Source organism: Winogradskyella flava (assembly GCF_014243395.1).
Taxonomy (GTDB): domain Bacteria; phylum Bacteroidota; class Bacteroidia; order Flavobacteriales; family Flavobacteriaceae; genus Winogradskyella; species Winogradskyella flava.
In genome coordinates this window covers 358,410-384,695 of record NZ_JACLCP010000001.1, presented here as the reverse complement: position 1 = coordinate 384,695, position 26,286 = coordinate 358,410, and the positions used below count along the sequence as shown (strand labels likewise).

Annotated in this window: 22 protein-coding genes; 12 read left to right on the top strand and 10 right to left on the bottom strand. The window is 34.7% G+C overall.

The window, feature by feature from the left end; all coding sequences use genetic code 11:
- Positions 1-57: 57 nt before the first annotated feature.
- From hemE to hemA, 3 genes are read right to left on the bottom strand one after another with little or no spacing between them, the layout of a single operon-like run.
- Positions 58-1,089 (bottom strand): uroporphyrinogen decarboxylase, encoded by a 1,032-nt coding sequence (hemE, locus tag H7F21_RS01625; RefSeq protein ID WP_185787488.1) that lies wholly within the window; start codon positions 1,087-1,089, stop codon positions 58-60.
- Between the two features lie 3 nt (positions 1,090-1,092).
- Positions 1,093-2,670, bottom strand: coding sequence for a hydroxymethylbilane synthase (gene hemC, locus H7F21_RS01620; protein ID WP_185787487.1), 1,578 nt, complete (start codon positions 2,668-2,670; stop codon positions 1,093-1,095).
- Positions 2,663-3,913, bottom strand: coding sequence for a glutamyl-tRNA reductase (gene hemA, locus H7F21_RS01615; protein ID WP_185787486.1), 1,251 nt, complete (start codon positions 3,911-3,913; stop codon positions 2,663-2,665). The genes hemC and hemA overlap by 8 nt, the downstream gene beginning before the upstream one ends.
- A 225-nt stretch (positions 3,914-4,138) precedes the next feature.
- Between hemA and H7F21_RS01610 the strand changes: the two genes are divergently transcribed.
- A complete protein-coding gene (locus H7F21_RS01610; protein ID WP_185787485.1) occupies positions 4,139-5,038 on the top strand; it encodes an AraC family transcriptional regulator in 900 nt (299 codons plus the stop codon).
- A gap of 2 nt (positions 5,039-5,040) precedes the next feature.
- Here H7F21_RS01610 and H7F21_RS01605 read toward each other — a convergent pair whose 3' ends face one another.
- Entirely contained in the window at positions 5,041-8,565 is a 3,525-nt protein-coding gene (locus H7F21_RS01605; RefSeq protein ID WP_185787484.1) for a TraB/GumN family protein, read from the bottom strand.
- A gap of 225 nt (positions 8,566-8,790) precedes the next feature.
- Here H7F21_RS01605 and hemH point away from each other — a divergent pair, with 225 nt between their 5' ends.
- The 6 genes from hemH (at position 8,791) to H7F21_RS01575 (ending at position 17,227) form a co-directional block, all read left to right on the top strand.
- Entirely contained in the window at positions 8,791-9,831 is a 1,041-nt protein-coding gene (hemH, locus tag H7F21_RS01600) for a ferrochelatase (protein ID WP_185787483.1), read from the top strand.
- On the top strand, positions 9,831-11,186 hold the full coding sequence (locus tag H7F21_RS01595; protein ID WP_185787482.1) for an MATE family efflux transporter: 1,356 nt from the start codon (positions 9,831-9,833) through the stop codon (positions 11,184-11,186). Before hemH ends, H7F21_RS01595 begins: the two co-directional genes overlap by 1 nt.
- Positions 11,187-11,232: 46 nt before the next feature.
- The gene (locus tag H7F21_RS01590) at positions 11,233-14,319 is read left to right on the top strand and encodes a VPS10 domain-containing protein (RefSeq protein WP_185787481.1); all 3,087 of its coding nucleotides are present in this window, start codon (positions 11,233-11,235) and stop codon (positions 14,317-14,319) included.
- The gene (locus tag H7F21_RS01585) at positions 14,319-14,867 is read left to right on the top strand and encodes a CopD family protein (protein WP_185787480.1); all 549 of its coding nucleotides are present in this window, start codon (positions 14,319-14,321) and stop codon (positions 14,865-14,867) included. Before H7F21_RS01590 ends, H7F21_RS01585 begins: the two co-directional genes overlap by 1 nt.
- A gap of 70 nt (positions 14,868-14,937) precedes the next feature.
- Complete coding sequence (locus tag H7F21_RS01580) at positions 14,938-16,392, top strand: sensor histidine kinase (protein WP_185788527.1); 1,455 nt, start codon at positions 14,938-14,940, stop codon at positions 16,390-16,392.
- A gap of 52 nt (positions 16,393-16,444) precedes the next feature.
- Positions 16,445-17,227 carry an enoyl-CoA hydratase/isomerase family protein gene (locus H7F21_RS01575; protein WP_185787479.1) on the top strand — a complete coding sequence of 261 codons (783 nt, stop codon included), beginning with the start codon at positions 16,445-16,447 and terminating at the stop codon, positions 17,225-17,227.
- Positions 17,228-17,234: 7 nt separating this feature from the next.
- Here the strand turns inward: H7F21_RS01575 and H7F21_RS01570 are convergent, their stop codons facing one another.
- The gene (locus H7F21_RS01570; protein ID WP_185787478.1) at positions 17,235-17,906 is read right to left on the bottom strand and encodes a response regulator transcription factor; all 672 of its coding nucleotides are present in this window, start codon (positions 17,904-17,906) and stop codon (positions 17,235-17,237) included.
- On the bottom strand, positions 17,899-19,170 hold the full coding sequence (locus H7F21_RS01565; protein WP_185787477.1) for a sensor histidine kinase: 1,272 nt from the start codon (positions 19,168-19,170) through the stop codon (positions 17,899-17,901). The genes H7F21_RS01570 and H7F21_RS01565 overlap by 8 nt, the downstream gene beginning before the upstream one ends.
- A gap of 156 nt (positions 19,171-19,326) precedes the next feature.
- Here H7F21_RS01565 and H7F21_RS01560 point away from each other — a divergent pair, with 156 nt between their 5' ends.
- The 3 genes from H7F21_RS01560 to H7F21_RS01550 all read left to right on the top strand — a co-directional run bounded on the left by H7F21_RS01560 (position 19,327) and on the right by H7F21_RS01550 (position 22,420).
- Positions 19,327-20,307, top strand: a complete 981-nt coding sequence (locus H7F21_RS01560; protein WP_185787476.1) for a hypothetical protein — start codon at positions 19,327-19,329, stop codon at positions 20,305-20,307.
- A gap of 22 nt (positions 20,308-20,329) precedes the next feature.
- Positions 20,330-20,812, top strand: coding sequence for a hypothetical protein (locus tag H7F21_RS01555; RefSeq protein ID WP_185787475.1), 483 nt, complete (start codon positions 20,330-20,332; stop codon positions 20,810-20,812).
- A gap of 534 nt (positions 20,813-21,346) precedes the next feature.
- Complete coding sequence (locus H7F21_RS01550) at positions 21,347-22,420, top strand: PA0069 family radical SAM protein (protein WP_185787474.1); 1,074 nt, start codon at positions 21,347-21,349, stop codon at positions 22,418-22,420.
- Between the two features lie 68 nt (positions 22,421-22,488).
- Here H7F21_RS01550 and H7F21_RS01545 read toward each other — a convergent pair whose 3' ends face one another.
- Positions 22,489-23,049, bottom strand: coding sequence for a hypothetical protein (locus H7F21_RS01545; protein ID WP_185787473.1), 561 nt, complete (start codon positions 23,047-23,049; stop codon positions 22,489-22,491).
- Positions 23,050-23,254: 205 nt separating this feature from the next.
- Between H7F21_RS01545 and H7F21_RS01540 the strand changes: the two genes are divergently transcribed.
- Positions 23,255-24,139, top strand: coding sequence for an AraC family transcriptional regulator (locus H7F21_RS01540; protein WP_185787472.1), 885 nt, complete (start codon positions 23,255-23,257; stop codon positions 24,137-24,139).
- 8 nt (positions 24,140-24,147) lie between these two features.
- Positions 24,148-24,321 carry a hypothetical protein gene (locus tag H7F21_RS01535; protein ID WP_185787471.1) on the top strand — a complete coding sequence of 58 codons (174 nt, stop codon included), beginning with the start codon at positions 24,148-24,150 and terminating at the stop codon, positions 24,319-24,321.
- 4 nt (positions 24,322-24,325) lie between these two features.
- Here H7F21_RS01535 and H7F21_RS01530 read toward each other — a convergent pair whose 3' ends face one another.
- Genes H7F21_RS01530 through H7F21_RS01520 form a run of 3 tightly spaced genes read right to left on the bottom strand, consistent with a single transcriptional unit; the run spans position 24,326 to position 26,248 of the window.
- Positions 24,326-24,871 (bottom strand): hypothetical protein, encoded by a 546-nt coding sequence (locus H7F21_RS01530; RefSeq protein WP_185787470.1) that lies wholly within the window; start codon positions 24,869-24,871, stop codon positions 24,326-24,328.
- Positions 24,858-25,514: an HD domain-containing protein gene (locus H7F21_RS01525; RefSeq protein ID WP_185787469.1), complete on the bottom strand. Its 657-nt coding sequence runs from the start codon at positions 25,512-25,514 to the stop codon at positions 24,858-24,860. The genes H7F21_RS01530 and H7F21_RS01525 overlap by 14 nt, the downstream gene beginning before the upstream one ends.
- Positions 25,511-26,248 (bottom strand): lysophospholipid acyltransferase family protein, encoded by a 738-nt coding sequence (locus H7F21_RS01520; RefSeq protein WP_185787468.1) that lies wholly within the window; start codon positions 26,246-26,248, stop codon positions 25,511-25,513. Before H7F21_RS01520 ends, H7F21_RS01525 begins: the two co-directional genes overlap by 4 nt.
- Between the last annotated feature and the right edge of the window lie 38 nt (positions 26,249-26,286).

Genomic DNA, 26,286 nt, shown 5'->3' with positions numbered 1-26,286 from the left:
AAGACAATAATGTTACTTAAACTTTTTGCCCTAAATCGTTCTTTTCCTCTGGGAAGATTATGATGGGCTTTCGTACTCCTTAACTGCGTCAATAAATGCTTTGGCATTATCTAAACCTATATTAGGCAAAATACCATGGCCTAAATTTACAATGTATTTGTCTTTTCCAAACTCATTAATCATCTGGTGTACCATCTTTTTAATTTCAGCAGGCGGCGAGAATAAACGCGTTGGATCGAAATTGCCTTGTAATGTAATATTGCCTCCCGTTAAATAGCGTGCGTTGCGAGCTGAACAGGTCCAGTCTATGCCTAAGGCAGAAGCGCCAGATTTAGCCATGTCGCCTAAGGCAAACCAACAGCCTTTTCCAAAAGCGATTACAGGTGCATCATCCTTTAAAGCATCAATGATTTGTTGAATATACTTCCAAGAAAATTCTTGATAGTCCACAGGAGATAACATGCCTCCCCAAGAATCAAAAACCTGAACGGCATTACATCCTGCTTTTACTTTTTCTTTTAAATAGGCAATTGTTGTGTCTGTAATTTTTTGTAATAGTTGATGCGCAGCAATAGGATTTGTAAAACAAAACTCTTTAGCTTTATCAAAGTTTTTAGAGCCTTGCCCTTGCACACAATAACATAAAATAGTCCACGGAGAACCAGCAAAACCAATTAATGGAATGTCATTGTTAAGTTTTTCTTTAGTGGCTTTTATGGCTTGGTAAACATAATTTAGTGCCTCTTGCACATCTGGAACAATAACATTATCAACATCTTTTTGAGAGCGCACCGGATTTGGTAAGTAAGGTCCAAAATTAGGTTTCATTTGTACCTCTATATTCATGGCTTGTGGAATCACTAAAATATCAGAGAAAAGTATCGCAGCATCCATGCCGTAACGACGAATTGGCTGAACCGTGATTTCACTTGCTAATTCTGGAGTTTGGCAACGTGTAAAGAAGTCGTACTTTGCCTTTATTTCCATAAATTCCGGAAGGTAACGACCTGCTTGACGCATCATCCATACTGGTGGGCGATCTACAGTTTCACCTTTTAATGCTCTTAAGAATAAATCGTTTTTAATCATAATTTAAACGTAATGTTCATTTACTAATTCAATGACACTTTCCACAGTTGGTACTTTAGCCACCCGAACATCTTCAAAATAATTTTTAGCTGCTTTTGCCGTAGTTTCTCCGATACAAAAAGCAATGCCGTTCACTCTATTCTGTTTCAAAAAGGCTTCAACTGTTGATGGACTATAAAACATCACACCATCTAAGTTACTTTCAACTTTATCTGCATCAAACTTGGTTTGATAAGCTTCAACTTCATTTACTGTTATAGTATTCTCAGCTAGAGTATTTGGTAAATCGTCCAAGCGCAAGTCGCTGCAGAAATAAGTGACTTCAGTGCCATCCATAAACTCCACCAAATAGTCCGCTAGTTTTTTAGCGTTTGCTTCTGTATGTATTACTTTACCGATGCGCCTTTCAACCATGCGCTTGGTGCGTCTACCAACACAATAGATGTTTTTGAATTGTAATTCTGGTACTGAGAAATTGGTTAATAGGGCTTCAACTGCATTTTTGCTTGTAATAATAACGTTTTGAATCTCATTTCTAATAATAGTTTTAGAAATACGATTCAAACTGATTTTTATGGTATCATTACTCTCAGCAACCACATCATTATGAAACAACATCAACTGATCATCCGTTAATTTCTTTGTTGAATAAATATTGGTTGCTTTATCACTACGTTGTAACTGGTCAATTAATGTTTTCCCACCTTTTTCAATGATATAGTCTGCTGCGAGCTTTGCCAATTCATCTTTTTGATCTAAAGGTACCACTTTAGCGTATTCTATTTTCTTGCTACCATCCTTACTTAAAAGAATGCCTTTAAAGTTAACTTCTTCATCTTTTATGTAAGCAATGGCTCCAATTGGTGCCGTACAACCCCCTTCAAGACGGTTTAAAAATTCGCGCTCAATAGTTGTACTAATTTCAGTGTCTTCGTGATTGATTTCTGCACAAATTGCTCTTATGTCCTCATCAGATTCTAAAGCTGAAATCATTATAGCCCCTTGAGCTGGTGCTGGGATCATCCAATGTAGGTTAATGGAATTTTCAGGTGTTATTCCTAAACGGCCCAACCCAGCTCCAGCAAAAATAGCGGCATTCCAGTCCTCATTGTCTTCTAATTTTTGCAGTCTTGAATTGACGTTACCGCGTAGACCAACAATAGTATGCGTTGGGTAGCGATTGAGCCATTGTGCACGACGCCTTAAACTTCCAGTAGCTATGATCGCCTCTCTTTGAGATAAAAACTCTTCGTTTCTTTTGTAAACAAGTGTATCATTAATGTTACCACGTTTTAAAACAGCAGCTTGTACAATTCCTTTAGGCAATATCGTCGGCACATCTTTAAGCGAGTGTACCGCAATGTCAATATCTTCATTAAGCATGGCGATATCCAGAGTCTTCGTGAAAATACCTGTAATTCCTAATTCGTATAAAGGTTTATCCAGGACTAAGTCGCCTGTTGATTTCACAGGAACCAAGGTGGTCTTATGACCTAATTGCTCAAGTTGTGCTTGAACGGTTTTTGCTTGCCACATTGCGAGCTGGCTGTCGCGTGTGCCAATGCGAATAATTTTAGACATTGTCGGTAGTTTCTAACTGAAATATTCTTTTGATGAGTTCGATACTCTCATCGGCAGAATTGCCATCTTCTCTTAAGTGATGTGCAAATTGATTGGTGATTTTCTGAATAATATTATTGGTAACGAGTTCAGCATGATCCTCATTGAAATCAGCTAACTTCTTACGTTGTGTGTTTAATTCAGAGTTTTTATAATCAGTGAGTTTATGCTTTATCGCCTGAATTGTTGGGACAAATTTGAGGGTTTCTAGCCAAGCATTAAAATCGGATAGGATTTCATCAATGATAGATTCAGCAGCAGGAATAAATGCCTTGCGCTTTTCTAAAGTACCATCAGTAATTTTTGCTAAATCATCTAAGTGTATTAAAGTAACGTTTGAAAGTTGTGCAATTTCCTCATTCACATTTTTAGGAATAGAAAGATCTAAAACTAAAAGTGGTTTTTGAGTGGTAATCAAAGATTTGTCAACCGTAGGATTTTGTGCGCCTGTTGCCACAATAAGAATATCAGACCCATTAATTTCTTTCTCTAGGTTATTATAGTCTTTAACCACCAAGTTGAACTTTCCAGCGACTTCCTCAGCCTTGGTCTTTGTTCTGTTAATTAAGGTAATATGGGAATTCTGTGTGTGCTTTACCAAATTTTCGCAAGTATTACGTCCAATTTTGCCAGTACCGAATAGTAAAATATTTTTTTCTGAAATATTCTGAACGTTATTCATGATGTATTGCACAGAGGCGAATGATACAGAAGTTGCACCAGAAGACAATTCGGTTTCATTTTTAATACGCTTGCTTGCTTGTATAACAGAGTTGACTAAGCGCTCAGTAAAAGAATTTAATAAGCTTTCTTTTTTTGAAGCGCGAGCCGCAAATTTTAGTTGACTTATAATTTCAAAGTCACCAAGAATCTGGCTATCTAAACCAGAACCTACTCGGAACATGTGATTAATTGCTTCTTTGTTTTTATAAACATAAGCTACATCCTGAAATTCTTCAACTGTACCTTTTGTGTTTTCACAAAGGAGGTGAATTAACTGATAAGGATGTTCAGCAAAACCATAGAGTTCAGTTCTGTTACAGGTAGAAATTACTAAAACACTCTCAATACCATTTTCCTTAGCTTGAGTCAACAAATTTTGTTTTGCGACATCGCTTAAACTAAAATGACCACGAACTTCAGCATCAGCTTTTTTGTAACTGAGGCCGATGGCGTAAAAATATGTGCTTTTGTGTTGTTGCATTCGTTTATATAACAACTCGTTGTTATTTTTTCCTGAAAATTAATTTCAAACAGCGGAACAAAAATAATTTTGTTGCTTATAAAAAAGTAACGCTAGAAGAACTTAAAGTATCGTTTCTGGTTTTTTTGGTTTGTTTTTTAGTGAAATATGATTTTTGTCATACTTTTACAGTAAAATCAAGGGTTTTTTAGCTCTTTGTTTAGAACGAATCTAAATAAGAATAAAATGAAATTAGAAAAATCTGCTTCAAAAAGTGTCGCTAGAGGTACTTTTGGTGAAACTTTCATTGAGGACGGCTTTTTTGTATTAACCTCTAAAAATGAGGACAATGTTATTCAAATTCTTGAACGTGAGATTGAAAGCAGTTACATTCAGTTTCATTTTTGTACAAAGGGTTCTGGAGCATTTGTTTTTAATCAAGGGAATTATACATTGAATATCATTGAAGACACCTCTTTGTTACTCTACAATCCACAACGTGATCTACCTATTCATTTAGAGCTGCAACCACAGTCTTGGCTAGTTTCATTTGTAATTTCTATTAAAAAATTTCACAGTTTGTTTTCTAAGGATGCCAACTATATCACATTCTTAACGGAAGAAAACAAGAACAAAAAGTATTATACGGATGGCAAAATAAATCCATCAATGGCCGTGGTTTTAAATCAACTGATTAATTTTAGTTTGCATGAGTCTATAAAACCACTTTATTTTAAAGGTAAGGTTTATGAGTTGCTAAGTCTTTATTTCAACCGAAATGAAGAAGCCGATATAGAGCAGTGCCCCTTTTTAGTGGATGAGGTAAACGTTGCTAAACTTAAAAAAGCAAAGGATATTATCATTGCCAATATGGCTGAGCCACCAACATTACAAGAACTTTCAGACTCCATAGACTTAAGTCTTAAGAAACTAAAAGAGGGCTTTAAGCAAATTTACGGCGATACGGTTTATGGCTTTTTATTTGATTACAAAATGGAAGTGGCTCGTAAACTTTTAGAGTCAGGAGACCATAACGTTAATGAAGTTGGTTTAAAAGTTGGATATAGTACTTCCAGTCATTTTATAGCGGCTTTTAAAAAGAAATTTGGAACGACACCTAAGAAGTATACTCAGGCATCGTCATAAATTTAATAATCATTATACCCATTATATCCATTACGGGCACTTGGTGTCACTCGTTTACGGTCTTTATAAATGGCTAGATTAATTATTTCGTCGTATTGCTCTTCCAGTTCCTTGGTTTCATCTACTGTTGTCCCATAATTTTCAGATTTGCTATAGAAATCGACAACCAACTGTTTTGGGTCTTTTGGCTTTATAAAGGAGATGTAATGCAACACTTCAGACTTTCCAGAATATTCATCGTCCTTATCCATTTTAAAGAAATACATCACTGCATTCTTGCCCTTATCTGTTTTGAAATCACGCTTTAAAAGAAATGTTATGGAATCTTTTTCCTTTTCGTAGTTTGCATTTGATAAAAGTTTGGATTTGGCATATTGCTGCTGGCTGATATTCAGTGATTTTATAGTCTTATGGAGTTTTTCATCATCGAGTTTTTCTAAGAGAAAGTACAAGTTTTCTTCATCATCAACCAACTTTTTCCTTAGCTCATTAGGAATATTTTCCTTGTTTTTGGAAAGTAAAATATAATACCTTACCAATGCCGATTTGTTTTCGACATTCAACATTTTATCAAAGAAATCCTGAGCCGTACGCTCCTTTCTATAAGGAAAAATAAGATTAACATACGTAGATAAATCATCGGAATACGAATTGTAGCCATAACCATTATTACTCAAGCTACGCTTTACTTCAATCTTACCATCATTGATAATTTGGTTTTTGTATTTGCTATAGGTTTTCATTTTAATCAACCCACTATCTTTTACACGTGCCAATAAATCATAAACAGGTTGTTTATATTCACTTATAGTACTGTATTGCAAAATCTTCGGAAATAAAGATGCTTTAAGAGGAAGCGAATCTTTTCTGTAATAGTTGTAAAAGATGCCTCCTATGCCACCTAGTGGCAAGTCACGCTCCATGAGATCCATCGCTAAAGCGAAATTTTCTTTCTTGTTAGAGTCAAACAAGCCCTCTAAAATTGAGGTTTGCGTTTGCGGGTCAGAATAACTGTCGTAATATAAGCGTTTGATAAAATCTAAATTATTTTTCAGGTCTATTTCTATAAGTTGCTCAACCAGATGCGATTTTATATTTAAGCGTTCTTTTTCGAATTCAAAATCTTTAAGTACCGAAACAATGTCCTTGCTATTATGCTTTTTGAACTTTATGAGATTGTAAGATTCTAGAACAATACTGTCATTAGCTCTTAAGGCTTCAAAGAATTGCTTCGTTTTGTCTTCTAAAACACTTTTACCCATCAAGGTATCTATTGGTGTAAACGAATCGTAGAATTCGGTGACGAATTTAGAAGGTCCACTTATAGAATCAATCAATGTTTTAAGCTCAAACAGTACACCTTGTTTTAAAACATTCTTAACCATGACTTGTTTTGCACTCACAGAATCTGTGTAAGTAAAATTGTAAACATAGGTGTCATCCGTTTTTGATGTCGTGCGATTGGAAATTTTAAATTTCTCCTCAGGCATGTAATAACGCGTGGTGAAGTTTATTTTTCGATCAACATCTTTCCATAGACTATCGACATTGTGAAACATTTGCAGGTCATGAAACTTTTTTCTTGAAATGCTAATTTGCTCGTTGGCTTTCGTGGAATAAGTTGTGGATTTAGATTTCTCTACATAATCCTTGGCCTCCTTATTATTATTGTAACTACCATAGCCATAAGGATTGGGTACAGGTGGCTTTGCGTTGGTCTGTACAGAAAAGTGTAATGATGTATCTACAACCTTTTCAAAATCCTCATAATGGGTTTTATTAAATTTAAAGGATTTAAAGAAATTCGTTTTTTCTGTGTCATCTGTACCAACATAACCTAAGAGATAATAACTGGCATCTTTGACGATGGTTTTTAGATATAGCTTTTTACCTGTAGTTGTATCTATAACGGCGTGCGACTCATAGTTTTTATAAGTCCCTCTTTTAAATCCGCCTTTCACTTCTTTAAGTTTATAGTCTTTATATAATGCATGATGAAAGTACTTCGCCTCGAAACTATCTTCTTCAATATAATCTATATCGTGCAATGCAGCTTCTTCCATAAAATAATAGGAATCATTTTTATAGCCTTCCAAAAGCTTTTTTCCTCCATTTTGCATATTACTGGTAATGAAATATTCAGGGAAGTTGACCTCAAACTTTTTGTTTGGAGCTATGAACATTTTACTTGAATTCGATGGCGTCTTCAACGCTATGGAATTGAAAATTTTGGCTTCGTGTTGCAGTACAAAATCGCTGCGACCAGCAAATTTAATAATGATAATCTCCAAAGGTGTTTGATACATATGGTATTTCTGAAACTCTCCTTTTTTGGTTTTATTGACAATGCTTAATCCTGGATAAGGTTCAGTTAGAGTCTCTTTTTTAATAATATCTCCTGGAATGTCTTCATACAATAAATCATCGATATCTTTAAGAGTGATATTCTCTTTCTCGTTAGGCAAATACATAAAACGACTTATCCTATTGACCGTTAAGTAGGCACCATTGGTCATATCTGGATCGAGATAGTATTTTTGGCCTGCATAAGAAAACTCTCTTAGTTCATCGTAAGTGTTTAAGCCTAAGAAGCCATCAGGTGTTCTATGCATTTTTAGTTCAGGCTCAACAAATAGACTATCGAGTTTGGTTTTTTCAGTTTTGCTAAAATCCGTTTGTTTGGAGGTTAATGCTTTAACTTTATAGCCTCTCTGACGAAGCATATTTATCATACCCTTATTACCTGGCAGATGTGCAGCGCCAACACCAGCAAATACGGATTTCTTTGGCATAAGCTCAACTAAGGAATTCACCATATTTTCGTTTCGAATATATAGCATATTCTCCCTGTAGAATTCAGTATTTACACCAGCTCCAATGGAATCTAATAAATCAAGATTTCTATCACGATATAGGTTTTCTTGGATTAAATAAGGATTTTCTTTAGCATATAATTTTTGAATCCAAGGATCCAAATCCTTTTTGTTCGCGTTATAGGCAGCTTTAGTAGTTAAATAACGCGATTCTGCCAAATCTTCTAAACCGTAAATCTCTTTACCGTTTTTCTTTCCGGCTTGATAGATAAACATATCTAAATAGGTTTCTTCCTCAAAGTTGTCGGCAGCATTATTCTTTCTATATAAATAAGCATTTACAGCACCGTTATCCATTCTTACAGAACCTCTAATTGCCATTTCTTCAGGATGGGTTAACTTAAAAAGATTGGTGTAAAATTCATTGCGGTAATTGTTGTAGAATGCTATTTCGTTCAGCATCATGTCGTAATTAAAACTTGGCCAAGTTGTTGGGTCAGATTCCAAAGCAATACATTCACTTTCATTTAAAGCTTTATAAAACACATCGTCTAAGCGGAATGCTACTTTTTTACTTACGTGCATCGTTCCATATAAGTAAGATGGTTTCTCCAGACCATTACCAGTAATTTCCCAAAGTAGACTCTGGTATTTTTGTTGGGCAAAACCTATTATTGAAACGAATAATATTAGGGCAATAAGAATTTTTTTCATTTTAATTTTTTGTAATCAGAACTTGTAAAGATATTTAAATCAGTGAAACAGCCATAACCATTCAATAAAACTCGTTAAAAAACTGATATATTGGATATTCTTTCTTTTATCAAGAACAAAAAAAACGGATGATATATTTGATGATGATAGCATAAAAAAATCCTATCGTCGTTGCTCAACAGGATTGTAATTAGTGTTGTATTTTTGCTATTGAAAAAACGAATAATGAAAAAAGGAATATTACTTGTTAATCTCGGATCTCCAGACAGTCCAAAACCAAAGGATGTTAAAAGGTATCTTGGTGAATTTTTAATGGACGAACGTGTTATTGATGTACCACTTTGGGCAAGAACACTTTTGGTAAAAGGCATAATTCTTAATACGAGACCAAAAGCCTCTGCTAAGGCATATAAAAAGATTTGGTGGGAAGAGGGTTCGCCTCTAATTGTACTTTCTGAAAGACTAAAAGAAAAAGTTCAGGAAAAGGTCGAATATCCAATAGCGCTTGCCATGCGTTATGGCAGTATGACCCTTAAAAAAGGGCTACAAGAATTGGTAGATAAAGGTTGTACTGAAATTAAGACTGTTCCATTATACCCACAATTTGCAATGGCTACTACTGAAACCATTGATGTAAAGATTGACGAATTGGTTACTGAGTATTTCCCTCAAATAAAAATCACAAGGACTCCAGCATTCTATAATCGAGAAGATTATATCAACGTACTTTCAAAGAGCATCGCTGAAAAACTCGATAATTTAGATTATGAGCACATTCTCTTTAGTTATCATGGTGTTCCAGAAAGACATATCCGAAAAAGTGACATTACCAATGGTAATTGTAAGATGAATGGTAAATGTTGTTTCAAAATGGGAAGTAAACAACATGAATTCTGCTATCGTCATCAATGTGAAATCACTACGGTTAATGTTGCCAAGAAACTAGGCTTAAAGAATGGTACTTACTCCACAACATTCCAATCTAGACTTGGTTTTGATCCATGGTTAAAACCATATACAGACCGAACTATTGAGCGGATGGGTAAGGAAGGCATTAAAAAAATGGCGATTGTTACACCAGCCTTTGTAAGTGATTGTTTAGAAACTTTGGAAGAAATTGCCATGGAAGGTGAAGAAATTTTTCATGAAGTTGGCGGGAAAGAATTTACAGTTATTCCTTGTTTGAATGAGCGAGAAGATTTTGCCCAAGTCCTGGCAAATATGATAGAAGAGTGGACATCAGTTGAAAAACCCTTAACCGTTTAATGGCTAAGGTATCGTCACAGGATTTAGGACAAGAACCAATAGGAAAATTATTGATAAGGCAGGCTGTACCAGCTTCTATTGGTATTTTGGTGATGTCCTTAAATATTCTGGTAGACACCATTTTTGTGGGGAACTGGATTGGTCCAACAGCCATTGCGGCTATCAATGTTGTATTACCTGTATCTTTTTTTATTGCTGCTCTGGGTATGGCAATTGGTGTTGGTGGCTCATCAATTATTTCGAGGGCTTTAGGTTCTGATAACCCAAAAAAAGCTTGTAAAACTTTTGGAAATCAGATTACCTTAACATCTATTATCACTGTCATTTTCGTCATTTTTGGACTATGGTATATTAATGATCTTATTCCTGCTTTTGGAGGTAAAGGAGACATTTTTGAGCCAGCAAAAGTCTACTATAGAATTGTTCTATATGGCGTTCCGATTTTAGCACTCTGTATGATGGGGAATACCGTTATAAGGGCAGAGGGTAAACCAAAATTTGCGATGTACGCCATGATGTTTCCATCGATTGGGAATTTGTTATTGGATGTACTTTTTATAAAAGTGTTTGATTTCGGAATGGCTGGAGCCGCATGGGCAACGACAGGTTCTTATATACTGTGTTTCTTATTTATTTTGTGGTTTTTCTTGTCTAAAAATTCAGAACTAAAAATCAACTTTAGTCACTTGGGGTTAGATTTACCAATAGTCAAGGAAATTGGATCATTGGGATTTGTAACCTTGGCGAGACAGGCTATAGTCAGTGTTACTTATTTATTAATGAATAATATCCTATTCGATTTAGGTGGAGAAACATCAGTGACGGCATATGCTATAGTTGGTAGAATGCTCATGTTTGCACTGTTTCCAGTTTATGGTATTACCCAAGGTTTTCTTCCTATCGCAGGTTTCAACTATGGTGCAGAAAAGTATAAGCGCGTAAGGGAAACGATTATGACAGCCATTAAATATGGTATTTTATTAGCTGCTATCATATTCGTGTTTTTAATGGTTTTTCCAGAGACCATCACCAAGCTTTTTACACAAGACGCTGAGGTCCTCAAAGAAACACCACCAGCTATGCGTTGGGTATTCGCTGCTACACCAATAATAGCTATTCAGCTTATAGGTGCTGCTTATTTTCAAGCTATTGGGAAAGCCACGCCAGCATTGCTATTGACTCTAGCACGTCAAGGATTTTTCTTTATTCCACTAATCTTTATTCTACCTAAATTCTATGGTGAATTGGGTGTGTGGATGGCATTTCCTATTTCAGATGTATTGGCGACTATTGTTACCGTTTTCTTTCTGCATCGTGAGGTTAAGTTAAATTTACTGCCTAAGGAGATAAAATAATTTTAAATCTGTAATTTTAAGATTTAATAACCAACGTTAATTCATTATGAAATTCCTAACCATTGCCACGGCATTAGTGCTGTCGTTTTTCACTTTAAACTTAGAAGCTCAAAATTTTCAAGAATCCGATTATGGTGCTTTAGAATATCGACTTCTTGGTCCTTTTAGAGGTGGACGAAGCGCAGCAGTAACAGGTGTGCCCAATCAACCAAACCTTTATTATTTTGGTTCAACAGGAGGAGGTATTTGGAAAACCACTAATGGTGGTGGCGAATGGGAAAATATTTCAGATGGTTACTTCGGTGGAAGCATAGGTGCTATTGCAGTGTCTAAAAGTGACCCCAATGTGATATATGTAGGAGGTGGGGAAAAAACCGTTAGAGGCAATGTGTCTTCTGGTTATGGAATCTGGAAAAGTGAAGACGCTGGTAAAACATGGACTGCGTCAGGTTTGAAGAATTCACGACATGTACCTAGAATTGCCATTCACCCAACTAACCACAACATTGTGTATGCTGGGGTCATGGGCAATATCTATAAACCAACCCAGGAAAGAGGAGTTTATAAAAGTACTGATGGTGGAAAAACTTGGAGAAAGACCTTATTCTCAAATGAGCATGCAGGAGTCGTTGACTTGATTATGGATCCTACAAATCCAAGAATTTTGTACGCCTCAACATGGCGAGTTCAACGTACACCTTATAGTTTAAGTTCGGGAGGAGAAGGTTCAGCATTGTGGAAGAGTACAGATAGTGGTGAAACATGGATAGAGATTTCAACTAAAAAAGGTTTTCCTGAAGGGGTTTTAGGGATTATAGGCGTTACAGTTTCCCCTGCAAATAACCAACGCGTTTGGGCCATTGTAGAGAACAAGGATAAAGGTGGTTTATACCGTAGTGACGATGGAGGTGAAACTTGGAATCAAGTGAATAGTGAACGCAAATTGCGTCAGCGTGCATGGTATTATACACGTGTTTATGCTGATACGGAAGATGTTGATAAAGTCTATGTATTGAATGTGCGCTATCATAAAAGCACCGATGGCGGAAAAACATTTAGTACTTACAATGCACCTCACGGAGATCATCACGACTTATGGATAGCGCCAGAAAACCCGCATCGCATGATTATTGGTGATGATGGCGGAGCACAGGTTACTTATGATGGAGGTGAAACATGGAGTACCTATCACAATCAGCCTACTTCCCAATTTTATCGTGTTACTACAGATAATGCCTTTCCGTATCGTATTTATGTTGCTCAGCAAGATAACTCAACCATAAGAATTCCACATCGTACGAATGGCAGAGCGATAACCGAGGACGATTGGGAAAGTACTGCAGGTGGTGAGTCTGCTCATATTGCTGTTGATCCTGAGGATAATGATATTGTTTATGGCGGCAGTTATGATGGGTTTTTAACTAGAGTCAATCATAAAACAGGAACCGTTAGAGCCATAAATGTTTGGCCAGATAATCCAATGGGTCATGGTGCTGAAGGCATGAAATATCGTTTTCAATGGAATTTCCCCATTATATTTTCAAAACACAATCCAAACCGACTGTATACCTTTTCTCAGCATGTTCATGTGACTGAAAATGAAGGACAATCTTGGGATATTATTAGCCCGGATTTAACGCGTAATGATCCTGAAAAGATGAAATCTTCAGGTGGTCCTATTACGCAGGATAACACGTCAGTTGAATACTACTGTACTATTTTTGCGGCTCAAGAATCACCTTTAAAAGAAGGGCTGCTTTGGGTTGGTAGTGACGATGGATTAATCCATGTAACGAAAGATGGCGGTAAAACTTGGGATAACGTCACGCCTAAAGGAATGCCGGAATGGATGATGATAAACAGTATAGAACCAAGCGCATTTAATGCTGGCACTTGCTATGTAGCAGGCACCAAATACAAGACAGGAGATTTTGCGCCATATTTATATAAAACCACAGACTATGGTAAAACCTGGAAGAAAATCACCAATGGTATTAATCAAGAGCATTTCACTCGAGCCTTAAGAGAAGACCCAAAGCGCAAAGGTTTGTTGTATGCTGGAACTGAAACAGGTATGTATATTTCGTTTAATGATGGTAAAGATTGGAAACCATTTCAACTCAACTTACCAATTGTACCAATTACGGATTTGACGATTAAGAACAATAATTTAATTGTTGCAACCCAAGGTCGAAGCCTTTGGATGATAGATGATTTAACAATAATTCATCAATTATACGATGTCGATTTAAGTAAGAATATGCTCTTTAAGCCAAAGGATACTTATAGAATGCGAGGAGGTAGTAGAAAAGGCAGTAAGACTACGGGTACCAACCATCCAAATGGTGTGATCACATATTTTAATTTGAAAGATTTTAAAGAGGATGACAAGGTGTCTTTAACATATTTTGATACTAAAGGCGATACGATTAAAACCTTTTCAACTAAGGATAAGAAGAACAAATTAATGGTTGAAAAAGGAGCTAATCAGTTTGTTTGGAATATGACTTATGACGGTGCTGAGCGATTAAAAGGTATGATCTTATGGTGGGCGAGTTTGGAAGGTCCAAGAGCCATTCCAGGTAATTACAGAGTTGGTTTGAATGTTAACGGTGAAGAGCAGTCTCAACAATTTACCATTCTAGCAGACCCAAGAGCTGAGAGTACTTTAGCGGATATGCAAAAGCAATTTGAGTTTATCAAGGATGTGAATACCACCATGGATGAAGCACATAAGTCGATAAAGAAAATCAGAAATATCAACGAGCAACTTGGGGCTTTTCAAAAGCAATATAAAAATGACGATAGTGTGAAAGATTTGGTGGAAAAAGCCAAAGCTTTAGAGGAGCAATTATCTAATATTGAAAAGCAGTTATATCAAACCAAAAACAGAAGTGGTCAAGATCCATTGAACTTCCCGATTAAGTTGACAAATAAATTGGGACACTTAAACTCATTGGTACGAATGGGAGATTTTGCGCCAACAGAGCAAGATATAGCAGTGAAGAATGAATTGACCACAAAAATTGAAAAGGAACTAACGGCTTTTAATACCATTTTAAATGACGAGGTGAAAGCGTTCAACGCTGCCTTTAATGAAAAGCAATTAAAATATTTATTTGTTGAGGATTAATGGAATACTACAACTACATAAAATCGCTTCACCTTATTTTTGTAATTACTTGGTTCGCTGGATTGTTTTATATCCCTCGACTTTTTGTGTACCAAATAGAAGCATTTCATAAGCCATCTCCCGAAAAAGAGATTTTAGGAAAGCAATTAAAACTCATGGCAAAACGCTTATGGTTTATTATTGCTTGGCCATCTGCGATCCTTGCCACTTTATTTGCTGTTTGGCTAATGATTTTAATGCCAATTTGGTTTCAACAAGGTTGGATGCATGTAAAACTTGCTTTTGTATTACTACTTTTCATTTATCATTATAAAACACATTTATATTATAAGCAATTACAAAGAGATGAGGTTAGAGTGACCTCGAACTTTATGCGTATTTGGAACGAAGGTGCAACATTTATCTTATTCGCTGTGGTATTTTTGGTTATTTTGAAGAATTCCATCAATTGGATTTATGGCGTCATAGGAATTATAGTTCTTGGAATTTTGATCATGCTTGGTTTTAAACTTTACAAGACTATACGCGCCAAAAATCCGGAAGCCTAGTTGGCTTGATTATTGCTATATTTAAAATCTCAAAATAATGTTTAAGATACCTGCTTTCGCAGGCAATTCTATGAAAATTAAACGACTGTCCTTAAGAGCACGAATATTTGTAGCCATGATACTTCTTGTATTGTTGGCTTCTATTTTAATAGCGGCAGTTACTATCTACCAGTATAATGAGGAAGCAAAAGACTATCATAGAGAGCGTTTAGAGCGAAAGGAAAAGGCGATTAGGCGCAGTATTGACTTTGCGATAAAAGAAACTACTTGGGAAGTAAAAACAGAAAATATCCCTCTCATCTTCAAAGACGAAATTTTTGATATCGACGCCATACATAATCTTCAAATTAACCTTTATGACCTAGATGGGCAATTGCTTAAGAGTTCTAAAAGAACTATTCAAAAAGATACAACAGATCAATGTTTGGATGCTGCAATATTGAACACTTTGGCTAACACTGTAGAGCATAGATATGTAGTTAAAAACGAAGTGAACGGACAGACATTCCAATCGTCATACACTTATATAACTGATGGAAAGTTCAAAAACTTGGCTATCCTCAATTTGCCTTATTTGGAAAACGATGATTTTTTGAATAAGGAGTTAAATGAATTCTTATTGCGTTTGGGTTATGCCTATCTCGTTATGATATTGGCCGCTATAGTGTTTGCCTATTTTATTTCAAAATACATTACAAAATCACTAAAGACCATTAGTGATAAAATGAATGAAACACGATTGGAAAAAAGAAATAAGAAGATTAAAATCGAGACCTCTGGTGAAGAAATAGAAACGCTGGTTAACTCTTATAATAGTATGATCGATGAACTCGAAGCAAGTGCTGTTAAGTTAGCGACTAGCGAGCGGGAGCAAGCTTGGCGCGAAATGGCAAAACAGGTGGCACACGAGATTAAAAATCCTTTGACGCCAATGCGCTTGAGTGTTCAGAGTTTTCAAAGAAAGTTTAATCCTGATGATGAAAATATTCATCAAAAAGTTGATGAATACAGTAACACATTAATTCAGCAGATTGATACGATGAGCTCTATTGCATCAGCATTTTCTAACTTTGCAAAGATGCCAGCCCAAAAAAGTGAAATTCTAAATGTTGTGAATATCGTGAAGTTAGCACTCGATATTTTTAATGAGCACTATATCACCTTTTATCCTGAGGAAGAGGAAATTATTGCTAAGTTAGACAGAACACAATTGATAAGAGTAGTTACTAATTTAGTCAAAAACGGTATTCAAGCTATTCCAGAAGATTCGGAAAACCCAAAAATTGAGGTAAGGGTTTTTAGTGATAATGATGAAGTGAAAATAACTGTAGAAGATAATGGCTCTGGTATTACAGACGAAAACAAGGAGAAAGTCTTTGAACCAAAATTCACCACAAAAACTAGTGGTATGGGACTAGGACTGGCGATGGTAAAAAACATTGTGGAAACTTATAACGGAAGTATTACCTTTGTTTCTCAACAAGGAAAAGGAACCACATTTACTGTTACTTTTCCTAAGGAATAGCCATAGTTTGTCATTCTGAACTTGTTTCAAAATCTATTTTAAATAAATTCTCATGAACTACGAAAATGTACTTTCAGAATTCCAAAACGGAATTACTACAATTACCATTAACCGACCAAAGAAGCTAAATGCACTAAATAGCGATACTATTCAAGAATTGCATGATGCTTTTGAGGAAGCTGATAATAATGAAGATACTAAGGTAATTATCATAACCGGTTCGGGAGAAAAAGCCTTTGTTGCAGGTGCAGATATCAGTGAGTTTGCACATTTCAGTGTTAATGAAGGCGGTCAATTGGCAGCGCAGGGTCAAGCACTTCTATTTGATTTTGTTGAGAATTTAAGTACACCAGTGATTGCTGCTGTAAACGGATTTGCACTTGGTGGAGGATTAGAGTTGGCGATGTCTTGCCATTTTAGAGTTGCTAGCAGTAATGCCAGAATGGGTTTGCCAGAAACATCTTTAGGTGTTATTCCAGGTTATGGCGGCACGCAACGTTTACCTCAATTAGTAGGCAAAGGTAGAGCTATGGAAATGATAATGACAGCAGGTATGATCGATGCTAAGCAAGCCTTAAGTTATGGCTTGGTGAATCATGTCGTTGAGCAAGACGAATTACTAGGGCTTTGTGATAAAATAGCAAGTAAGATTATGAAAAATTCTTCTGTAGCGATTGGAAAAGCTATTAAAGCTATTAACGCCAATTACAAAGACGGAAAAGATGGCTACAAAGTAGAAATTAAGCAATTCGGTAAATGCTTTGGTACTGAAGATTTTGTTGAAGGTACAACGGCATTTTTAGAAAAGCGCAAGGCTGATTTTCCAGGCAAATAATAGTTATTTACTCTAAAACAAAGCCTTTACCATGAATATTTCTGATATTTATATCACTTTCTGAGAGGTATTTACGTAATCTCGAAATATATACATCCATAGAGTTACGAGAAAACTCATCTTGATTTTCCCATAACTCTTTCAAAATATTATTCCGCTCTACTAGTCTTTCGGGATTTGATAACAACATTTTTATTAATAAAGACTCTCTTTCTGTGAGTTGGGTAATTGTATTTTTAACTTTCAATTCTCTTTTATTTGTATTTAGCGTAACATCTTTCCAGACGAGTTCACTTTCATGTATTGATTTGTTATTATTACGAGCTAAAATGGATTCTATCTTTGCTAGTAATATTTCTTCATCAATCGGCTTGGTGATATATTCTTCAGCACCTAATTGATAACCTTTTAACTGATCTATTTTAAGGTCTCTTGCTGTTAAAAATATGAATGGTAATTCGATGTTGTCTTCTTTTATTAGTTTGGCGACATTATATCCTGTAGATTGTTTTAAATTAACGTCTAGTATGGCTAAGTCAAATTTAGATGCTGATTGTATAGCAGATATAGCTTCACTAGCTGTTTCTTTCCATACTACATTGTAATTTTTGAGCTTCATATATTCACTCAATACATAGCCAAAACTCTTATCATCCTCAATTAGTAAAATATTAATCATTGCTAGTAGGAAAATTTAGTTGAACACTCAAACCTTTGTTTTTAACTGAATCTAGTTCCATATTTCCTAAATGTTCAGACATTAATCGATGTACATAGGCTAAGCCTAAACCTTTAAATTTTTCTGGAGCTATATCTTTTGGTAATCCTATACCATTATCTGAAGTCCTAATTGAAATGTAACCCTCATTAGTAAAATAATCTATAGTCAATTCAATAGGTTTTTCATTGTGTTTAATGGCATTTTCCCAAATATTAAAAAGCATTAATTGTAGGTGATTTTCATCTGCCAAAACTTTAAAATCATCTTCTGAAGGTATAAAACTGATTTTTGTCTTATTAGTAATAAATACAGGTTTCATCTGTTTTAATGAACGTTCAATTATATCTGTTACGCTTATTACTTTTTTGTTAATATGTAGTCTATCCGCATCAGATTTTACCCAATGTAATACAGTTTTTATGTGATTTTCTAACCTATTAGATTCGGTTTGTATTATCGTAATAAGCTCATTTTCATTAGATGCTTTTTTGTTGACCAATAAATTAGCACTTAGTTTTATAGATGATAATGGTGTTTGAAACTGGTGTGATAAATGATTTACGAATTCATTCTTTTGTTTTATAAGCTTAGTTTGTTTGTTGTTAAGGTATATTAACCATATAAATAAAGAGGAAAGTCCTATTAAGAAAACAATAGGCACAGCATAATGTAATAGTCCTATTTTTTTTGGTGATGGTAGTATGTGTAAGTATTTTAAATCAGCTTCATCTATCCCTCTTACATCCCTCATTTGGGCTGGTGTATGGTCTAATATATAGCCAGACTCTTCAATATCTTTTGCACCAACAGTACCTGGATCTACATCTTTTACAATCCCAATCATTAAAAGACAAGAGGTACATACTTTTAAAGAAGATTCTTCTAACTCATTATTAGATGTATTACTGTTGAGACTAGCTATAGGTTCTTTTAAACCATTAAAATATCCCCAAATAATATTACTGTCAAATGACTTAAAATTCTTGTTTAAAATAGAATCTGTAAAATGGCTCAATCTATCTAACTCGTTTCTCAGGGACTTATCTACATTTTCAATTTTTCTCAATTCAATAGCACTCTCCAATAAAACTGCCTGCATTTCTGTTTTATCTAAATCTGATTTTAGCTGATATTCTTCATTAAGATGGTTAAGTTGCCATATAATGAGACTTACTAAAATCAGTAATGACAATACAATAATTATAATGCTATTTCTCTTCATTTCAGCATCTAAATTAAAGCTTTTAAGACTAGGTTTAACGATTTTCAGTTTTCATTAAGTTTTTTAGGTTTTTATTATAACACCTTCATTTTTAGTTCATTTAACTTCAGAACTTAATGAAATAGATTTGTTGTATAATTTAAAAACGATAATAAAATGAAAAATTTAATTGTACTTGTCTATTTACTGTTCTCTATAAGTGGTAATGGGCAAATTGATTTTGTAAAGCATGCCGACTTATTGCTGAATGCGCATCGTGCTTTAGAAAAAAACGATACTAAAAAGGCATTATTCTTATATGAGAGTGCTTTTAAAATTCATGATGATAATTCAATTGCAGAATATCTAAATGCAGCAACATGTGCAGCAAAATTAAAAAATGAAGAATCATGTAAAAAATGGATTATAACGTCTATACAAAAGGAAAAAGCTCCTAAAAAGAGCTTATTGAGTTTTTCTGATAATGAGTTTTACCAAAACTGCTTAAGCTCAATATTACCTCATTATAACAGTTATTTAGCAAGTTTCTATAAGTCTATTGATAATCCTATGGTTTACTATCAAATACAAAAACTTACCAATAGAGACCAGTTTACTCGTAAGCTTACAGATTATGATATGGGCATTTCTGAAGAACAGCAAGAAACTGCTTTTAGAGAATATCTTAAGGCTCAGGCTTCTAAAGATACTGTAGCACTGAGAAAATATCAGGCTATTATATTTCCTAAGGTTGAGAAAGTATATAAAGATTATAATCTGAAAATTATGAGATATACTGATAGTTTAAATGTTGCAAAACTCATTGACATAACTAAAGAGCATGGTTGGCAAGAAGAGGGCTGGATGCTTTTGTGGCATCAGAGAGGTATTTATGGCCAAAAAAATTGGGTTTGGGATTTCTTTAAGCCATATATAGATAAAGAAATTGAAAAAGGAAAAATCACTCCTTTTTTCTGGGCTAAGTTTGAAGATATTACCTCAATATATAAAACAGGAAAAAGTATTTATGGTTACCATCCAGGACCTGTAGATGCTAAAACAGTCAATATAAGAAGAAAATCTATTGGTCTACCAGAGCTCACTGCACAAGAAATTGAAAATAGGAATAACAGAAAAGGAGGAGGAAGAGTTTTTTAAGAACTTAAAACATTTTGAAATCATGAAAACAAAGCAAATAATATTGAGTATTATCTTAATCGCTATTTATGTTGATACAACTATAAATGCTCAAGAGATTGAAGTAAATTATTATCCACCAAAACTTGAAACTGTAAGTGCTAAAAATTATAATAAAGGTGTTAGAAACCTTGCTTATGCATATGCCGAAATTGAAGAAAATACCTCGAGGAGATTAGATTATGTAGATTATTGGCGCGTTGCAGTGGCCTATATCTATATGGGTGTTAACAAAGACACTGTTTGCAACTTATTGTTAAAGTCTAAAGAAAATAATAAAGAAGGATTTTGTATTATTCTAAACATGCAACTCAAAGAAGGAGGAGAAAATATGAAGGGTACACATTTTTATCAATTTTTAGGAGAAGACTATTTGGAAAAAATAAGTGACTGCGAAGACGTAAATATTGAACCCGTGAAATCTAAATCTAAGAGGATTTTTAAACTAAGAAAGAAAGATGGTTAACTTAAATGGTTTGATGATAAAAACAAACTACTTTCATAATCTTAAAATTTTGTACCTAAAACCCACTTAAATAGTGGGTTTTATTCTTTCGTCATAATAGTGATTCTTCTATTTCATATGATCTTTCATCTACAAGCTTGTGTAGAAAATAAAAAGGGCCTAGAATTGCTAAACATATGAGCAACAAAGGACTTAAAATAATTAATAGGATATATTTCTTTTTCATAATTCTATTTTTTACAAATGTCACTGTTTTTTAACTCACTGAAAACAAGTGGTTTGTCCAATTTGTATGGAATTTTAACTCATTCAGGTATTTACTTCTGAATAGGAATTAGTTTTTTGTAATTTAGAATGAATTCCTACAAATTTTGTGAATAATCAATGCTCGTAAAACTACATCTTGTAGCCACAATCAGTGAATTTTCATTCTAATTTTATGGAATGAAACATCCATTCTTAATTTTAAGGCGCATAGCGAAATGATACTTGGGATGTCCCATGTGGCCGTTGAAAAACAATGAATATTAATACATGAAATCCAAATCTACCATAAAAGGTCGCGGCGCCCAGCGTAATATTCACAACCGCTTTTTAGAATTATCTCACGAAATGCGAGATGATTTCTTGGAGTTTTGCGAAAAAGAAGGTGAAATAGTAGACAAGAACAAGACACAATATTTGAATGTTTTTCCAAAAACAATTGTTAATAAGGTCACAAGTCCTGATGTTGGTATGGCATATTCCATGAATATGTATCAAGGTTGCGAGCATGGCTGTATTTACTGTTATGCACGTAATAGTCACGAATTTTGGGGTTATAGTGCTGGTTTAGATTTTGAACGTCGAATTTTAGTAAAAAAAGATGCTCCAAAACTCTTAGAAACCTTATTAAAAAAGAAAAGCTGGAAAGCATACCCAATTGTAATGTCAGGTAATACGGATTGTTATCAACCAGCTGAACAAAAATTTGAACTTACAAGACAATGCTTAGAAGTATTTTTAAAATACAAGCATCCAGTGGGAATTATTACCAAAAATGCTTTAATACTTAGGGATTTGAATTTACTTAAAGATCTGGCTAAGGATAATTTAATAGCAGTTAATATTTCCATTACCTCTTTGTCAGAGGATACCAGGCGTATTTTAGAACCAAGAACAGCGACCATTAAAAGACGTTTAAAGGTCGTTAAAGAATTAAGTGACAACGGAATCCCTGTAAACGTTATGTTGGCGCCAATAATTCCGTCAATTAATAGTCATGAAATTTTACCCATGGCAAAAGCAGTATCGGATGCTGGAGCACAAAGTATTGTGCATACCATAGTGAGGTTAAACGGTACTATTGGAGAAATTTTCGCGGATTGGATAAAGAAAGCGTTGCCAGATAGAGCGGATAAGGTGTTGCGTCAAATTGAAAATTGTCATGGCGGTACGCTCAATGAAAGCAGGTTTGGCATAAGAATGCGAGGTGAAGGACAGATTGCTCAGCAAATTAATGATATGGTAAAATTGGCACAACTTAAATATTTTAGGGGTAAGTCCATGCCAAAACTCAACACAGAATTACACGAGCAGCATAAAGATGGACAGCTAAAATTATTCTAAATAAAAAGTGGGCTAAAACAGCCCACTTTTCATCTAATAAATAACTAATTTATATAAACAACAACAATTTATATTCTAAAATTTTCGACATATACTCTGCCGTTCGATCTAATGATGGCCGTATATTCGCCCCGATTAGATTTATCCAATCTATAGACTCTGTTTAAAATTTTATCAGAACTTTCGACAGTTTCTGTATGAATCAAATCATCACCAAAATAGAGTTCCACTTTCATTTCTTTAGAATCTAAGGCTAGTTTAGATATGATTAATTTGGAGTCTTCGGCTCTAAAAACAGGCTTGAAGATTTTTTCTTGAGAATCTTTTAAAAGTGTTACGACTTGATTCTTTACGTTTATGTTTACAATCTCAATTTCAAAATCCTTACCGACTTCAACAGTATAGATACCATCTTTTAATTTACTAAAGTCAAATAGTTTTATTAGGTTACCACTATAATTAATGTGTCCGCTGTAGATAACTTCACCGGAAGCATCAGTTACAGAAATACTATCGCCCGCATTTATATATTTAAATGTAGGTAAAATGTCTGATGTCTCGTTCGCGTAGCTTGTGTATGTTCCCAACATGCCCGCTACTACTAAAATACTTTTAATTAATGTTTTCATCTTTTCTTGTTTTTGGGGTTAAATCGATTTAACACTACAAAGGTATATGAGAAGCTAGGTGTGGAAAACAAGGATTTTGGCAAATATATATTCAAAATTAACCTAATATTGAAGATTACTACAAATATGGGTTAAAATAGAATATATTATTGATAATTTTATATAGGTTTTGTTTTGTAATTGCAACTAACTTTGTATTAAGCCCATGAATAAGAAGACTACAACACGAAAACCAACATTAGAAAAAATAAGCCCTGAGTTTGGAAGCTCTATGCGTGTTAGAAAACATGAAGCATATATAGGAGAGAACAAACCGTTTTGGCATTTTCACCCTGAGATTGAGTTGGTATATGTAAATAAAGGCAAAGGGAAGCGTCATATAGGGAATCATTTGTCTTATTTTAACAATAGTCAGCTGTTATTAATTGGTTCTAATTTGCCACATAATGGATTCACGGATCGTCTTACCGTAAATGGCACAGAGACTATTGTACAGTTTAGACCTGAGTTTCTGGGAGATTATTTCTTCAATGTACCTGAGATGGAGGGTATTAGCAATCTATTTGAACGCGCCAAAAGTGGTATTTTATTTGGAGTAAAAACAAAGAAGAAGATCGGTCATAAAATAGAGAAATTAGCAGAAAAAGAAGGCTTTAAGAAAATATTGGTCTTGCTGGAAATATTACATGGTTTGGCAAAGTCCGAAGATTACGTCATTCTAAATGCAGATGGTTATGCTTTCGAAGCTGAGCCTCAAGACAGTGCTAAAATCGATATTATATTTAAGCATGTTAATGATAACTTTAAGGAACATATCAGTTTAGATGAGATTGCCGATAAGGTGAGTATGACTGTTCCTGCATTTTGCAGATACTTTAAAAAAGTAACAGGAAAGACCTTTACCAAACTTGTGAACGAATATAGGGTTGTACACGCTACCAAGCTATTATCAGAAAGCCAGATGAGTATTACCGATATTAGTTTTGAATGTGGATTCAATAATTTTTCACATTTCAACAAACTATTTAAGGAATTCACTGGTAAGAGTGCCTCCAAATACAGAAGTGAATTAAAACTAATGCTGCAATAGTAAAAACTATGGATGAAAAAATAGATATAGCAATTGAATACTACTCTAAGCAGGGACAAGATATTTTAGATAAAGTAAATTCTGTTTCCAATTTAACTGCAGACGAACTTATTACATATGGTGAAGAAATGGCGATTATTGAGTATAAGCTAACTGCACTAGAGGTTGCAAAGGAGAATTAGTATTTTACCAGTCTGGCTTAAATCTAAGAAAACCTACAGGTAATTTCTTTTTCTTAAAATAAAGGGTGTCATTCGAGCTAATGGCGGATTTAAATCTTGTTATAAGTAAAGTATCATTACTTACTCTAATAAGTTTTCCTTTACTCAAAGCATAACCTCCTCCAGGGATAGGAGTTAAACACTCTATAAAAAAGCCATCCTCCGTATTATTGTAGAAACACATAGACGCCTTTTTTGGATTAAAAGTGTCAGGTTTAGAGAAATTAACACCTTTAAATAGACCAACACGCCCTCTATCATAGAATTTATAGCCTGTAATATAATTTTCTAGACCATATTTTTTGATAAATTCTTTAGTGTGAATCGGTATATATAAGGCGGAAGTGTCAATGATATTGACATAATCGGGATTCGTATTTGGCTTTAATTTAAATCGTGATGTATTGAACCTCCTTGATCCGTATTCATTTTTAGTCGAAAAACAACTAAGTAGAATGGCGCTAGTAAAAATTACGATAAGAGTATTTCTAAAAGATTTATTTCTCTCCATTCCACTCTGCGTAAAATTGATTAAGATAATCTTCCATGAAAGTATGCCGTTTTTCTGCGATTCGCTTTCCAGTTTTGGTATTCATTTGATCTTTCAATAACAGGAGCTTTTCATAAAAATGATTGATTGTTGGGGCTTTTGCAGCCTTATATTCGGCTTTAGTCATTTTGAGGTTTGGTGGAACATCAGGATTGTATAAGGCTCTATTTTTAAAACCACCATAGTTGAAGCATCGTGCAATACCAATGGCGCCAATAGCATCCAATCGATCAGCATCTTGCACAACCTCCATTTCCTTTGAAGAGAACGATGGATTTAAATCAAAAGAGTTCTTAAAGGACATGTTCTCAATGATTTGGGTGACATGCTCAATAATTTCGCTATCTACATTTTGCTTTAATAGAAATTCGCTTGCTATTCTAGGACCAATAGTTTCATCACCATTATGAAATTTGGAATCAGCAATATCGTGCAACAGTGCTGCTAGACCAACAACTAACGGATCAACACATTCGGCCTTAGCGATGAGATTGGCGTTTTTATACACCCTTAGGGTGTGAAACCAATCATGTCCGCCTTCGGCATGTTTTAAGGATTCCTTTACAAAGACCATTGTGGATTCTATAAGCGTCTCATTAGTCATGCCACAATATCACTTTTCACTTGAGCCTCTATGACTTTAATTAATTCCAGCTTATCCTGATATTCATTTGTTCTCACGGGTTGATGTACGATATAAAAAATACTAGCGCCTAATCCCATCGGGAATTTTCCATAGCGTAACGTTTTCCATGAATTATTGATGGTAATAGGAACGACCAAAGCATTTGGCGCATGCTTTATCATGCTGAGCAGACCTTTGGTTTTAAAGGGTTTTGGGTGACCATCTCTACTTCTAGTGCCTTCAGGAAAAATCACTGCAGCCCAATTATTTTTTTCAATGCGTTGCGCAAAACCTTCAATTGCTTTAATAGAGCCTAAAGGGTCTTTTCTATCGATAAGGACAGATCCACCATGACGCAAATTATACGATACACTTGGTATGCCCTTACCTAATTCCTTTTTACTGATAAACTTTACGTGATGTTTCCTCAAATACCAAATCAAAGGCGGAATATCGTACATGCTTTGATGATTGGCTACGATTATTAGAGGAACTTCTTTTTCAATGTTGTATAGGTTTGTGAAAGAAAACGTCGTACCCAAAACATTAAGACTTCGCATGATAAAAAACTGCAACCAATCGACACTGGTTTTATGTGCTTTATAACCGAACACATTTTTACAAAACCACTGTATAGGGTGAAAAATCACCAAGGTTAAACCGAAGCAGATAAAATATAAAATGGTAAGTGGATAGGCTAGGAGTTTAGTCATGCTATAAAATTAAAAAACCACGATGTAAATCGTGGTTT